General features: G+C 63.5%; 13 protein-coding genes. 7 read left to right on the forward strand and 6 right to left on the reverse strand.

Going from position 1 to position 12,996, the window contains the following annotated elements; all coding sequences use genetic code 11:
- Positions 1 to 126: 126 nt before the first annotated feature.
- From AXZ77_RS18370 to AXZ77_RS18385, 4 genes are all read right to left on the reverse strand, one after another.
- Entirely contained in the window at positions 127 to 1,398 is a 1,272-nt protein-coding gene (locus AXZ77_RS18370; protein WP_176536077.1) for a TRAP transporter large permease, read from the reverse strand.
- The gene (locus AXZ77_RS18375; protein WP_255266545.1) at positions 1,395 to 2,000 is read right to left on the reverse strand and encodes a TRAP transporter small permease; all 606 of its coding nucleotides are present in this window, start codon (positions 1,998 to 2,000) and stop codon (positions 1,395 to 1,397) included. Before AXZ77_RS18375 ends, AXZ77_RS18370 begins: the two co-directional genes overlap by 4 nt.
- A 15-nt stretch (positions 2,001 to 2,015) precedes the next feature.
- A complete protein-coding gene (gene dctP, locus AXZ77_RS18380) occupies positions 2,016 to 3,014 on the reverse strand; it encodes a TRAP transporter substrate-binding protein DctP (protein WP_098412248.1) in 999 nt (332 codons plus the stop codon).
- Positions 3,015 to 3,122: 108 nt separating this feature from the next.
- The gene (locus tag AXZ77_RS18385; protein WP_098412249.1) at positions 3,123 to 4,340 is read right to left on the reverse strand and encodes a CaiB/BaiF CoA-transferase family protein; all 1,218 of its coding nucleotides are present in this window, start codon (positions 4,338 to 4,340) and stop codon (positions 3,123 to 3,125) included.
- Between the two features lie 85 nt (positions 4,341 to 4,425).
- Between AXZ77_RS18385 and AXZ77_RS18390 the strand changes: the two genes are divergently transcribed.
- The gene (locus AXZ77_RS18390) at positions 4,426 to 5,361 is read left to right on the forward strand and encodes a hydroxymethylglutaryl-CoA lyase (protein ID WP_098412250.1); all 936 of its coding nucleotides are present in this window, start codon (positions 4,426 to 4,428) and stop codon (positions 5,359 to 5,361) included.
- Positions 5,362 to 5,382: 21 nt separating this feature from the next.
- Entirely contained in the window at positions 5,383 to 6,072 is a 690-nt protein-coding gene (locus AXZ77_RS18395; RefSeq protein WP_098412251.1) for a GntR family transcriptional regulator, read from the forward strand.
- A gap of 202 nt (positions 6,073 to 6,274) precedes the next feature.
- On the opposite strand, the gene AXZ77_RS18400 is transcribed toward AXZ77_RS18395, so the two are convergent.
- On the reverse strand, positions 6,275 to 7,093 hold the full coding sequence (locus tag AXZ77_RS18400; RefSeq protein ID WP_098412252.1) for a GNAT family N-acetyltransferase: 819 nt from the start codon (positions 7,091 to 7,093) through the stop codon (positions 6,275 to 6,277).
- A complete protein-coding gene (locus AXZ77_RS18405) occupies positions 7,090 to 7,776 on the reverse strand; it encodes a GntR family transcriptional regulator (protein WP_098412253.1) in 687 nt (228 codons plus the stop codon). Before AXZ77_RS18405 ends, AXZ77_RS18400 begins: the two co-directional genes overlap by 4 nt.
- A 228-nt stretch (positions 7,777 to 8,004) precedes the next feature.
- On the opposite strand from AXZ77_RS18405, the gene AXZ77_RS18410 reads away from it, so the two are divergent.
- The 5 genes from AXZ77_RS18410 to AXZ77_RS18430 all read left to right on the forward strand — a co-directional run bounded on the left by AXZ77_RS18410 (position 8,005) and on the right by AXZ77_RS18430 (position 12,705).
- Positions 8,005 to 8,979, forward strand: a complete 975-nt coding sequence (locus AXZ77_RS18410) for an ABC transporter ATP-binding protein (protein WP_098412254.1) — start codon at positions 8,005 to 8,007, stop codon at positions 8,977 to 8,979.
- 31 nt (positions 8,980 to 9,010) lie between these two features.
- A complete protein-coding gene (locus AXZ77_RS18415; protein ID WP_098412255.1) occupies positions 9,011 to 10,276 on the forward strand; it encodes a PotD/PotF family extracellular solute-binding protein in 1,266 nt (421 codons plus the stop codon).
- Positions 10,277 to 10,350: 74 nt separating this feature from the next.
- Positions 10,351 to 11,208, forward strand: coding sequence for an ABC transporter permease (locus AXZ77_RS18420; protein WP_098412256.1), 858 nt, complete (start codon positions 10,351 to 10,353; stop codon positions 11,206 to 11,208).
- Positions 11,209 to 11,211: 3 nt separating this feature from the next.
- The gene (locus AXZ77_RS18425; protein ID WP_098412257.1) at positions 11,212 to 12,048 is read left to right on the forward strand and encodes an ABC transporter permease; all 837 of its coding nucleotides are present in this window, start codon (positions 11,212 to 11,214) and stop codon (positions 12,046 to 12,048) included.
- Between the two features lie 6 nt (positions 12,049 to 12,054).
- Positions 12,055 to 12,705, forward strand: coding sequence for an aspartate/glutamate racemase family protein (locus AXZ77_RS18430; RefSeq protein WP_098412258.1), 651 nt, complete (start codon positions 12,055 to 12,057; stop codon positions 12,703 to 12,705).
- The last annotated feature ends 291 nt before the right edge of the window (positions 12,706 to 12,996 follow it).

A 12,996-nucleotide genomic window follows, 5' to 3' on the forward strand; every position in this document is an offset into this window, starting at 1 on the left:
CTCTCCCTGACCATCTGTATTCGCGGCTCCGTCACGGCCCTCCCCGGCCCCGACAACTCCCGCGCCCCAAGCGTGCGGGGCACGCTGCGGGCGCGGACCCGCAATATGTCGCACTTCCCGGACCGGTCACAGGCGATACGGAATGAACAGCGCGAGGCCGGGCATCAGGCACATCGTCACCGCGATGAGCAGCATCAGCAGCACGAAGGGCGTCACCCCCTTGATCACCGTGCCGATCCCGGTCTTCGCGATCGCCTGTATGACGAAGAGATTGAGCCCGACCGGTGGTGTGATCAGCGCGATCTCGATCAACAGGACAAAATAGACGCCGAACCAGATCGGATCGATTCCCAGCCCGATCACGGTCGGCAGGAACACCGGCACCATGATCAGCAGCATCGACATGCTCTCGAGGAACAGCCCGACAAAGAGCAGGATGATCGACACGATCAGCAGGAAGACCCAGCGGTTGTCGCCCGCCAACTCGAACATATGCGCGACCTGCGCGGGGATCTGGTAGAGCGTGATCGCGCGGCCAAAAATTTTCGCGCCGATGACGATCAGGAAGATCACCGAGGTCGTCATCACGGAATCCCGCACCGCTGCGAAAAAGCCCCTCCAGCTCAGCGAGCGTTGCAGAACCGTGATCAGCAGCGCGACCGAGGCCCCGATGCCCGAGGCTTCGGTGGGCGTGAAGGCGCCGGAATAGATGCCGCCCAGCATGATCACCGCGAGGATTGCGGTCGGCATGGCGCGCCGGCTCGCACGTAGGCGCTCGGGCCAGGTGGCTTTCGGTGTGGCGCTGGCGCGCGAGCCGATTGTGGCGGCGAAAACCGCGTAGATGCCGAAGACGAAGATCAGGGCGAGGCCCGGACCGATCCCGGCGAGAAACAGCTTGCCGATGCTCTCCTCGGCGATCACGCCATAGACGATCAGCGGGATCGAGGGCGGGATCAGGATGCCCAACGTGCCTCCGGCGGCCAGAAGGCCGAGGGTGAAGGATTTGCCATAGCCGCGTTTCGTCATCTCGGGGATCGCCACGGTGCCGACGGTCGCGGCGGTGGTGACGGAACTGCCCGAGATCGCCGCGAAGACGCCGCAGGACAGAAGCGCGGAGATGCCCAAGCCGCCGGGCAGATGCCCGACCCAGCTTTGCAGCGCCACGAACAGATCGCGCCCGACCCCGCCACGCAGCAGGATGTTGGACATCAGCAAGAAAAGCGGCACCGCGAGCAGAACGAAGTCATTGACCCCGCCGAAGAGGTTCGAGGGGATCAGCGCAAGCGGCAGCCCTTTGAGCACGATCAGCAACGTGCCGAAAGTCGCGAGACCGAAAGCGACGGGCAGACCGGTCAGCAGCAAGGCGATCAGCCCGAGGATAATCAAAACCGGGATCATGCGCCCTGCCCTTCGTCTTCGTGAAATTCTGGATCTTCAGAATGGCTGAATTCGGGTGGTGGCCGCATCCAGAGCCGGGCCGCATCCGCGAAAGCCTGCAGCGCGAGCAGCGCGTAGCCCAGCACGACGGGCGCCTCGACGATCCATTGCGGCATCTGCAGCATGCTCGCCGTGCGCCGCCCCATCTCGACGCTTTCCATCAGCTCGCCCCAGCAAAGCCAGACCGCGAGCACCGAGAAGCCGCCAATGACGAGCAGCGAGAACAGCTCCACCAGCCGTGCGACATTGGGGCTGCGATGTGAAATCAGTGCGGTGATCCGGATCATCCGCCGATGACGCAGGCTTTGCGCCATCGCGATAAAGGTCAGCCACAGCATCAGCGTCGTTGCGACATCCGCCGTCCAGCGCGTCGGCGCGTGCAGAATGTAGCGTGCGAGCGCCTCGTAGCTGACCATGCAGCAGATCGCGACGATGGCGATATCGGCCCCCCATGCCGCGATGGAGGAAACAGCGTCGACGGCCCGCAGCGCGCGCGGACCGTCCGGCGAACCGGAGCCCCCCGAAGGGGTCTCCGGCCGCTGAGGAATGTGCTCATCCATCATGGCGCGGGGCCGCGATCAGTAGAGCGCGCGGACTTCGTCGACCAGCTTCTGGCCGACATCGCCCGCATCTTTGATGTAGATGTCGATCGCCGGGGCCGAAGCCTTGCGCCACTGCTCCATCTCATCGTCGGTCAGGTCGGTCACCGTGGCATTGCCGCTTTCCTGCAGCCATTTCGCGGCGTCCTCGTTCTGCTTCCGGGTATTGGCCCGCATCGACATCTCGGCATCATGGGCGGCCTGATCGACCCAGCCCTTTTCCTCGTCGCTCAGCGAGGCGTAGACGTCGGGATTGATGACCACGATGAACTCTGCCAGCGCGTGGTTCGTCATCGTGACGTTGTTCATCACCTCATAGAGCTTGCGCGATTTCGTGGCGGTCGTGCCGCTCATGCCGATATCGACGGTGCCGCGCTGATAGGCCATGAACTGCTCGGAGCCGCCCATCACGACCGGGGTGCCGCCGACGGCCTCGATGAAGTCGCCCGAAGGCTTGCCGAGCGCACGCACCAGCTTGCCCTTCATGTCGGCGGGCGTGCGGATCGGCTCGTCCTTCGACAGGATCTGCACGGGGCCGTAATCCTGCCACCAGAGCACTTTCGTCCCGGTCTTGCCGATCAGTTTGTCGAAGGTCTTGCGCACGGGGCTGTCGGGTTCGGCGGCCTTCGCGAGCACGTCGTAGCTCGGGAACAGGAAGGGCTCGCTGAAAAGACCCGCGGCCGGCACGGTGCCGGAATATTCGTCCGCCAGCACGACGCCCATATCGATCGCGCCGCTCGCCACGGCCTTCGGAACTTCGCTGCCCTTGAAGAGCTGCGCGCTGTCATAGATCTCGACCTTGATATCGCCGTCCGAGAGTTTCTCGACCTCGTCCTTGAAGGTCACGAGGTTCGCGCCGATCGGGTGATCGACCGACACCTGAACGGTCGCGCGCAGGGTCTTTTCGGCCATCGCCTGACCGGTAGTGCCGATCAGCGCGCTGCCCACGAGCATCGCGGCAATTGCATAAGATTTCATGATAGTCCTCCCAATGAGTGCCGACCTCCTTGCCGGCCTTTTGTCTGGCGAAATGCCATCACTGCCCGCCGCGCGCCGCTCCTCCACAGCACGCGCCGAACGAAAAGCTCAGACGATCCCCGCCTCGCGCAGCTCCGCGATACGGTCGGAACTCATGCCAAGCTCACCTCCCAGAATTTCCTCCGTGTGTTCTCCCAGTTCGGGGCCGACATGGCGGATCTCGCCTGGCGTGTCTGACAGCCGCGGCGCGACGTTCTGCATCTTGATCGAGCCGAAATCGCGATGCGGCAGCTCCACGATTGCCTCGCGCGCCTGGAAATGTGGATCGTCGATCATTTCAGCGGCGCTGTAGATCAGACCGCAAGGCACGCCATGTTCGTGCAGCACCTCCTCCAGCGGCTTGAGATCGAGCGTCTTGGTCCATTCGTTGATCTTGCCATCGAGCGCGCGCATGTTCTGGCCGCGCGCCGAATGGGTCGCATAGCGCTCGTCCTCGGCCAGTTCGGGTTGCCCCATCGCCGTGGCAAGCCTGCGAAACACCGTGTCCTGATTGGCAGCGATCAGCAGCAGCTTGTCGTCGCGGGTCTCGAACACGTTCGAAGGGGAGACATTCGGCAGGGTCGCGCCGGTCCGCTGACGCACGTAGCCTGCGACGTCATATTCGCTGACCGTGCTTTCCATCATCGCCAGCACCGCCTCGTAGATCGCGCTGTCGACGATCTGGCCCTGCCCGGTGCGTTCGCGCGCATGCAGCGCCATCAGCGCCCCCATGCAGGCATAAACCGCCGCGAGCTCGTCGCCGATCGAGATGCCCATGCGGCTCGGCGGCGTCGACGGATCGCCCACGACATAGCGCAGACCGCCCATCGCCTCGCCGATCGCGCCATAACCTGCGCGCTTGGAATACGGGCCGCTCTGGCCGAAGCCAGTGACGCGCACCATGATCAGGCGCGGGTTGATCTTCTTCAGATCCTCATAGCCGAGGTTCCAGCGCTCCATCGTGCCGGGGCGGAAATTCTCGATCAGAATGTCGGTCGAGCGGATCAGCTCGCGCACGATCTCCTGCCCCTCTTCGGTGCGCAGGTTCAGCGTCAGCGATTTCTTGTTGCGCCCGACAACCGGCCACCAGAGCGATTTCCCATAGGGTTTTTCCTGCCCCCAGACCCGCAGCGGATCGCCGGAGCCGGGCTGCTCGCACTTGATGACTTCGGCACCGAAATCGGCAAGCAACTGCCCGCAGAAAGGTCCTGCCAGCAATTGCCCCATCTCGAGCACGCGAACATCATTAAGCGGCCCGCTACGCGCGGTTTCTGCCTTCGTGGCCATAGGGTATCTCTTCCTCTTCCTCACGCCGACCCACCAAAGCGGACTCGACTCTCCTCAAAAATAATGCATACATTTTTAAAGTTGCATGGCAACAATTTTTCTTCGGGAGGGCGAAAACTTGGACAATAATGTTGAAATCGTGGATGTTTCCCTGAGGGATGGTATCCAAAATGAGAAACAAATCCTCTCGATGGATACAAAACTGGAGCTTCTGCAGGGCATTATCGGTGCCGGCGCGCGCCGGGTGGAGATCACGAGCTTCGTCCATCCGAAGAAGGTGCCGCAGATGGCCGATGCCGAAGAGATCTGCGCCCGGCTGCCGCGCGAGGGGATGTGCTATATCGGGCTGGTGCTGAACCATCGCGGCTTCGTGCGCGCGCAAGCGGCAGGGGTCGACGAGATCAACTACGCGATCGTTCTCAGCGACACGTTCAGCCAGCGCAATCAGGGCATGTCGACCGAGGACGGCATCGCACAATGGCGCGACATCGCAGCCGGCGCGAAGGGCAAGCAGAAGACGAACGTGACCTTCGCGGCGGGCTTCGGCTGTCCTTTCGAGGGCGAGGTTCCGGTCTCGCGGCTGATCTGGGTGCTCGATCAGGTGATGGAGACGCCGCCCGACGAATTGACGCTGGCCGACACGATCGGCGTGGCCTCGCCGCGCGACGTCACCGAACGGGTCGCAGCCGTGCGCGAGCGCCACCCCGACCTGCCGATCCGCCTGCATCTCCACAACACCCGCAATACGGGGCTGGCGAATGCATGGGCGGGCTACGAGGCGGGCGTGCGCTCTTTCGATGCGGCGCTCGGCGGTGTCGGCGGCTGTCCCTTCGCCCCGCGCGCGACCGGGAATGTGCCGAGCGAGGATCTTGTTTACATGTTCGAGCGCTCCGGTATTACAACCGGATACGATCTGGACAAGGCGATCGAGGCCGCAAAGGCGCTCGAGAGTGCAGTGGGGCACGAGGTGCCGGGGATGCTCATGAAAGCGGGCGGCTTCCCGAAACCTCAGACGACCTGATCTGGCGAAGGAGGGGGCGACATGGGACACCGGGAGGAAGGCGGCGAAAGGATCGGCGCCGCCGAGCAGGCCTATCTTGCCATTCGCAAGCGCATCTTCTCCGGCCATTACGCCGAGAATGAACGCGTCACCGAGGCCGAGATCGCGCAGAGTCTCGAGATGTCGCGTACCCCGATCCGCGAGGCGGTGAAGCGACTTCTGCTCGAAGGGCTGCTGACCCGGGAGGCAGGCCCCGGTCTGCGTGTCGTGGGCCTCGGCCCCGACGAGATCGAGCAGATCTTCCAAATCCGCCTATTGCTGGAATCCTATGCCGCAAAGCGTGCCGCGGGGTTTGCCAATGAGGCCGAATGCGCCGAGCTGCAACGGCTGGCCAAACGCATGGCGAACCATGTGCCGCCGCGCAGCGAGGCCGATTTCCGCGAGATCACCGAAGCGAACCGCGAATTCCACCAGCTGATCCTCGTGGCTTCGCGCTCGCCGCGGCTGGAGGCGATGCTGTCGCTCGTGGTGAACCTCGCCCTCGTCGCGCGCACCTTCCACAGCTATGACGAAGCCGCGATCCAACGCTCCGCCGCGCATCACCAGGAAATCGCCGACGCGATCTGCTCGGGCGATCCGAATTGGGCGGAGACCGCAATGCAGACCCACCTGCACGCCGCCGCGACGACGGCGCGCAAAGGGTTCACCGCCGGATCCGCCCCGGAGGCCTAGACCGCCGCGAAAAGCGGCGCGCAGATTCTCGGGAATGATCAAAGAGCAAGAGGCAGGCACGCCGACGTCTGAAGTGGGGCCGTGACCTGCCATTCGCCGTATCAGACACAAGGGTGGGATTGGGCCGGCAGCAATCGTTCCCGCGCCGCTGATGCCATCTGCTCCGACGTGAGCATCCGTCTCGATTGAAGACGCCGCTTACTTAACCGAGCTCCATCGTTGCGATGGCTTGCAAGGACGCGGTCGTCTTCGGAGCGGTGCCGCGATACATGCGCGCCGTCTCGAAAGCCGGGGCGAAGCCGCAGTCCATCAGACGGGCCCTGAGTGGCGCGTTGCTGTCCGGAAGGTCGATCGAAACTGGCGCGGTCGGAAACCGGCTCGCAGCGGCGCGTGCCAGCCGCATCGCATCTTCGCTATGCTCGGCGATGACGGGCCCGATCTTGAGTCCCTCGCGACATTGCCGCACGGTCGCGAAGCCCCTGCCATCGCTGAGCCGGACGGTCTGGCGGGATGGGCCGGGCGCAAGCCAGCGGCTCAGAAATGCGTCCCGCCGCACGCCAGATGCCTGCGCATCGAGCGCAATGAGGTGCTCTAGGTCAGAGGGCTCGGCCAGCACGACGCCTGTGTCGTCTTCGCGCGAAAGCAAGCCCGTGAGCCGCAAGCTCGCGCCCTGACGCCGAAACCCGGAGCGCGCGTAATTGTCCTGCTGCGCGGCCACTCCATCGAGGCCGACGCTGCGATCTCCCGCATGGCGCAGCGCATGTTGCCACAGGGCAAACCCGATGCCGCGCCCCCGCATCTCGGGTTTGCAGATATAGAGACCCAAGAACGCGGTCTTCGCATCGTGATTGACCACAGAGATCGCGGCCACAGGCGCGCCTGCCACCTCCGCGACAAAGAACCCTTGGGGATCGGCTGCGTAGAACGCCTCGGCATCCGCGAGGCCGGGATTCCAGCCCTCGGCGGCGGCCCAGTCGAGAACCGTCTCCAGCTCTGACAGATCGGCATTGCGCAGCTTCATGCGCCCAAAGCCTCCCGCAAGCTCGCCGGGGCGGACGAGCGGTTTCGCAAGTCGAGAGAACTGAGGAGGTCGAGAAGGTGGTTTTTCATCAGCTCTTCCGCCAAGTCGGCATCGCGTTCCGCGAAGGCGCGCATCAAAGCATGGTGGGCATGGCTTTCGCAGAGGGCCCCGCGCCTGTGCCAATAGAGCGCGATGATCAACGAAGACCGCGCGACCAGCTGGGTGATGAATTCGGTGATCGTGGCCTGATCGGCAATCCGCGCGATCTCGAGGTGGAACTGCCCCGAGAGAAAGAGCGCCCGGCCCGCCTCGCCCTCGTCGATCGCCGCATGCTCTTCGTCGATATGACGCTGAAGGGCCGCGAGGTCGTCCTCGGTGATCCGCTCGGCGGCCGAGCGCGCGGTGCGCGGCTCGAGCAGAGCGCGCGCCTCGAACACCTCGCGCGCCTCGCGGACGGTTGGCTGCGCGACATAGGCCCCGCGGTTGCGCTTCAGCTCCACCAACCGGTCATGGGCCAGCCGCTGCAAGGCGGCGCGGATGATGGTTCGCGAAACGCCATAGATCTCCCCCAGCTCCTCTTCTGACAGCTTTGTGCCCGGCATCAGACGATGCTCGTGAATCGCGAGCGCCAGATCATTGGCGATCGTATCGGGCATCGGGGCGGCGGGGAGCGGTTCGTTCATCTTGAGGTCCTTTCGCTCACACGATGCCCCGGGCGATCCGCGGAGGACAAGCTGGATCGCTCCGATTCGGATTGTATACAATGTTGTGTCGTAATTTTGCGCATGCAGAAAATTTTTCTGCTCAAATTCGAGGCAAGGTCGGATTCACGGCACCGTGAGCTCGGAAAATGATGGCGAGCGGTCCGGTTCGCACCGAAGGCTGAATCCAGATCAAAAGGAAGCGATGCGATGCGAACGGCACATGATCTCGAACTGGTGAATCTGACGAAGCGCTACGGCGACACGGTCGCGGTGGACGAGATCAACCATGTTTTCGCGCCGGGCAGCTATGTCTGCCTGCTCGGCCCCTCGGGCTGCGGCAAAAGCTCGACGCTGCGGATGATCGCGGGCCATGAAAGCGTGAGCGAAGGCGCGATCCGCCTGAACGGCGTTGATGTCTCCGCCCTGCCCCCGGCCAAGCGGGGCACGGCAATGATGTTCCAGAACTACGCTCTCTTTCCGCACCTTTCGGTCAAGGACAATGTCGCGTTCTCGCTGCGGATGAAGGGCGTCGACAAGACCGCGCGCCATGCCAAGGCGATGGAGCTTCTCGAACTCGTCGATATGGCGCATCTCTCCGAGCGTCTTCCCACGCAGCTCTCCGGCGGACAGCAGCAACGCGTCGCGCTGGCGCGCGCGCTGGTCACCGAACCGGAAGTGCTGCTGCTCGACGAACCCCTTTCCGCACTCGACCCCTTCCTGCGGGTGCGGATGCGTGCCGAGCTCAAGCGGCTGCAGCGCGAGCTCGGCATCACTTTCCTTCATGTCACCCACGGGCAGGACGAGGCGCTCGCGCTCGCCGACGAGGTCGTGGTCATGAACAACGCCGTCATCGAACAGGCCGGACCGGCCCGCGAAGTGTTCAACACGCCCCGGACCGAATTCGTGGCGCGCTTCATGGGCGGCCACAACGTGGTCACGCTCGACGGAAAACTCCATGCGATCCGCTCGGATGCGGTGCGGCTTGGCCCCGAGGGGATGCCCGCGACGGTCAGTGCGATCGAATATCAGGGCGACCGCGTCGCGGTGACCGCCCAGGCCGAGGGCCAGGAGCCGATCATCGCACTGATGAGCGACGAAGCCTTCTACTCCGACAACATAAACCCGGGCGAGCAAGTGCGCCTTGCTTGGGATGAGGGGCGGCTGCACCGCCTCCGTGCCTGAAATCGACACTCCAACAGAGGGATACGTGACAATGTCGAAAACCGGTTATACCCGCCGCTCGATTCTGAAAACCGGGGCCGCCGCGCTTGGCGCCTCCGCCCTGCCCGCGCCGATGATCTGGGCGCAGGAAATCAAGAACATCACGCTGCGCCAGTTCGGCACCGGCGTGTCGAACCTCAATGACGTGGCCACGAAGGTGAAGGAAGACCTTGGCTTCACGCTCGAGATGACCGCGCTCGATTCCGACGCGGTGACCCAGCGCGCGGCCACCCAGCCCGACAACTTCGACATCGCCGATATCGAATACTGGATCTGCAAGAAGGTCTGGCCGACCGGCAACCTGCAGGCGATGGATACCTCGAAGATCAAGAATTACGACAAGATCGTCGGCATCTTCAAATCCGGCAAGCTGACGCCCGACAGCGAGATCGCGCAGGGCACCGCGCCCTCGACCGTGGGCTTCGTCGAGGGCCCCGGCGGCACCACCTTCGCCGAGAGTGAAACCGGCTGGATGACGCTGATCCCGACCATCTACAACGCCGACACGCTGGGCATCCGTCCCGACCTGATCGGTCGCCCGATCGAAAGCTGGACCGAGCTGCTGAACCCCGAGTTCAAGGGCAAGGCCTCGATCCTCGACATCTCCTCGATCGGCATCATGGACATGGCCATGGTCTGCGAAGCGATGGGCGAGATCCAGTATGGCGACAAGGGCAACATGACCCGCGAGGAGATCGACAAGACCATGGCGATCTTCACCGAGGCGAAGAAGAACGGCCAGTTCCGCGCCTTCTGGAAGACTTTCGACGAGAGCGTGAACCTGATGGCCTCGGGCGAAGTGGTGATCCAGTCGATGTGGTCGCCCGCGATCACCGCGGTGAAATCGCGTGGCATCGACTGCGTCTACCAGCCCCTGAAAGAGGGCTATCGCAGCTGGGGTGGCGGTCTCGGCCTGTCCAAGTCGCTCTCGGGCATGGAGCTCGATGCGGCCTATGAATACATCAACTGGTATCTCTCGGGCTGGGTCGGCGGCTACCTGATGCGTCAGGGCTATTACTCGGCCGTGCCGGAAACCTCGAAGGACTTCATGTCGGACAACGAGTGGGGCTACTGGTTCGAAGGCAAGCCCGCGACCGATGTCATCACCAGCCCGACCGGCGACAAGCTGGCCGAAGCCGGCGAGACCCGCGACGGCGGCTCCTTCTACGACCGCATGGGCCATGTCGCGTGCTGGAACGCCGTGATGGACGAGAACCAGTACATGGTTCGCAAGTGGAACGAGTTCATCGCCTCGTGATGACCGTGGTGGGGGGCTATCCGCCCCCCACACCCCCCGAGGATATTTGAGCCAAGTCGAAGGGCAGGATCGCGATGAAAGTGACCCGCGAGACGGTGACGGGATGGATGCAGGCAGCGCCGCTGACGGTGGTGTTGCTGGGTTTTCTGGTCGCGCCGATCATTACCATCGTGATCGTCAGCTTCTGGCAGGCGACCGAATTCTCGATCATCCCGGCCTTCAGTCTTGAGAATTACGAGTTCCTGTTCGGCTCGCCGGTGACCTACAAGGTCTTCGCCGCGACCTTCAAATACGCCTTCCTGACCTGGGCGATGACGCTCGCGATCGGCTTCACCGTCGCCTATTACCTCGCCTTTCACATCCGCAGCCAGACGATGCAGATCGCGCTGTTTTTGCTGTGTACGATCCCGTTCTGGACCTCGAACATCATCCGCATGATCTCGTGGATCCCGTTCCTCGGGCGCAACGGGATCGCGAACCAGACGCTGATTTCATGGGGGGTGATCGACCAGCCGCTGGAGTGGCTGCTCTATTCCGACTTCTCGGTGATCCTCGCCTTCGTGCATCTCTACACGCTGTTCATGGTGGTCCCGATCTTCAACACGATGATGCGGATCGACCGCAACCTGATCGAGGCGGCGCGCGACAACGGTGCGAGCGGGTTCCAGACGCTGGTTCATGTGATCATCCCGCTGACCAAACCCGGCATCATGATCGGCACGATCTTCGTCCTGACTCTGGTGATGGGCGATTTCATCACCGTGCGCTTCATGTCCGGCTCGCAGCGGGCCAATGTGGGGCGGCTGATTTCCAACGATATCGCGTTGCTGCAATACCCGTCCGCGGCCGCCACGGCGGTGGTGCTGCTCTGCACCGTGCTGATCGTCATCGGGATCCTGCTGCGCTTCGTCAACATCCGCAAGGAGCTCTGAGCCATGGAGAAACGTCCGCGCAGCTTCTACGTCCTGACCGTCATTTTCGCGCTTTTCGTGCTGTTCCTTTACGGGCCGACGATCACCATCGGCATCCTGAGCTTTCAGGGGCCGGAAGGCGGGCTGACCTTCCCGATGCGGGGCGTGTCGCTCAACTGGTTCCACGAGCTGTTCCAGCAGCAGGCAGTGGGCGATATCTGGGGCGCGTTCCGGCGGTCCTTCATGCTCGGGTTGATGGTGATGGTGACGACGGTCGTCGTCTCGGTCATGGCGGGCCTCGCGTTTCGCAAGAAATTCCCGGGCTCCGGCATTCTGTTCTACCTGACGATCGCCTCGCTGGTGATCCCCTCGATCCTGATCTCGCTGGGGGTGGGGCTGATCTTCAACCAACTTGGGCTGAAAGTGCATTGGGCGACCTCGGGCTTCGGCTCGCAGCTGACATGGACGCTGCCCTTCGGCCTTCTGATCATGTTCGCGGTCTTCAACCGGTTCGATAAAAGCTTCGAGGAGGCCGCGCGCGATCAGGGTGCGAGCGCATGGCAGACGATCCGCTTCGTGGTGCTGCCGATCATCGCGCCGTCGCTGATCGGGGTTGCGCTGTTTGGCTTCACGCTGAGCTATGACGAATTCGCGCGCACGCTTCTGACCGCAGGCAGCTACAACACGCTTCCGCTCGAGATCTTCGGCATGACGACGAATGTGACGACGCCCGTGGTCTATGCCCTCGGCACCCTGACCACAGCGTTTTCGCTGCTGATCATCGGCGCGTTCCTGATCGCCGCATGGATCATGGCGCGGCGGCGCGCACGGCTTGGATCGGATGCCGGGAAAGGCGTTTGATCCCAGATGCGCATTCTCTACATCAATCCGAATTCGACGGCGTCGATGACCGATCAGATCGTGGACATCGCGCGGGCCGCGCTGCCGGACGCCGAGATCGTCGGCTGGACGAATGCGGAAGGGCCACCCGCCATCGAGGGACCCGAGGATGGCGCGCTTGCGGTGATCGGACTGAAGAAACTGCTGCCCGACGCGAAGATGCTTGGCGCTGATCTGATCGTGATCGCCTGTTTCGACGATACCGGGCTCGAGGAGCTGCGCGCCGCCGCGCATTGCCCGGTGATCGGGATCGGTCAGGCCGCCTATGTGATCGGCGCGCTGGCGTTCGGGGCGTTCTCGGTGGTGACCACGCTGCCGGTGTCCGTACCCGTCCTCGAGGAGAATATCGCGCAGTACGGGCTTGCAGGCGCGTGCATCGCGGTGCGCGCGAGTGGCGTCCCGGTGCTGGCCGTCGAAGAGGGGTCAGAGCCGGTCCGCGCGCGCCTCTCCGAGGAGATTGCCGCAGCCGGGAGAGACGGCGCGCGCGCGGTCGCAATGGGTTGCGCAGGTATGTCGCATCTGCGCGCCGATCTCTTCGAGAGAACCCGCGTTCCGCTGATCGACGGAGTCATCGCCTCGGCGCATCTGGCGCGGGCGATCCGGGCGAGCCTCTCCTGACCGCGAGCGACAGGCGCCCTTCGGTTCGTCGCGTTCGGCCTGTCTCACGGATATCCGGCAAGAGCGGCGGAAGGCATGACTGGCAAAGACTTTAGAGAATGCGGGCATCGAAAGCGCAGCAAGGGAAGGTCCGCTCAGGGCCATACGCGGCGAAAAGAGCAAGGCATATCGCCGGATGTTGACCGCGGTCTGTTGGATAGCTGCGGCAGGGCGAAATGGCCGGTTTGAGGCCGAAAGCACCCCAGTGAGCTGTTCCTCCGCGGCAATGCTGACCAAGCGATCCTGATGTCG

Source organism: Thioclava sp. ES.031, assembly GCF_002563775.1.
Classification (GTDB): Bacteria; Pseudomonadota; Alphaproteobacteria; order Rhodobacterales; family Rhodobacteraceae; genus Thioclava.

Excerpts from the sequence above, each read along its gene's own strand:
- AXZ77_RS18405 (WP_098412253.1), bottom strand. The coding sequence starts at position 7,776 with ATGAACGAACCGCTCCCCGCCGCCCCGATGCCCGATACGATCGCCAAT.
- AXZ77_RS18370 (WP_176536077.1), bottom strand. The coding sequence starts at position 1,398 with ATGATCCCGGTTTTGATTATCCTCGGGCTGATCGCCTTGCTGCTGACC.
- dctP (WP_098412248.1), bottom strand. The coding sequence starts at position 3,014 with ATGAAATCTTATGCAATTGCCGCGATGCTCGTGGGCAGCGCGCTGATC.
- AXZ77_RS18385 (WP_098412249.1), bottom strand. The coding sequence starts at position 4,340 with ATGGCCACGAAGGCAGAAACCGCGCGTAGCGGGCCGCTTAATGATGTT.
- AXZ77_RS18410 (WP_098412254.1), top strand. The coding sequence starts at position 8,005 with ATGCGAACGGCACATGATCTCGAACTGGTGAATCTGACGAAGCGCTAC.
- AXZ77_RS18390 (WP_098412250.1), top strand. The coding sequence starts at position 4,426 with ATGGCAACAATTTTTCTTCGGGAGGGCGAAAACTTGGACAATAATGTT.
- AXZ77_RS18420 (WP_098412256.1), top strand. The coding sequence starts at position 10,351 with ATGAAAGTGACCCGCGAGACGGTGACGGGATGGATGCAGGCAGCGCCG.
- AXZ77_RS18395 (WP_098412251.1), top strand. The coding sequence starts at position 5,383 with ATGGGACACCGGGAGGAAGGCGGCGAAAGGATCGGCGCCGCCGAGCAG.
- AXZ77_RS18425 (WP_098412257.1), top strand. The coding sequence starts at position 11,212 with ATGGAGAAACGTCCGCGCAGCTTCTACGTCCTGACCGTCATTTTCGCG.
- AXZ77_RS18400 (WP_098412252.1), bottom strand. The coding sequence starts at position 7,093 with ATGAAGCTGCGCAATGCCGATCTGTCAGAGCTGGAGACGGTTCTCGAC.
- AXZ77_RS18375 (WP_255266545.1), bottom strand. The coding sequence starts at position 2,000 with ATGATGGATGAGCACATTCCTCAGCGGCCGGAGACCCCTTCGGGGGGC.
- AXZ77_RS18415 (WP_098412255.1), top strand. The coding sequence starts at position 9,011 with ATGTCGAAAACCGGTTATACCCGCCGCTCGATTCTGAAAACCGGGGCC.
- AXZ77_RS18430 (WP_098412258.1), top strand. The coding sequence starts at position 12,055 with ATGCGCATTCTCTACATCAATCCGAATTCGACGGCGTCGATGACCGAT.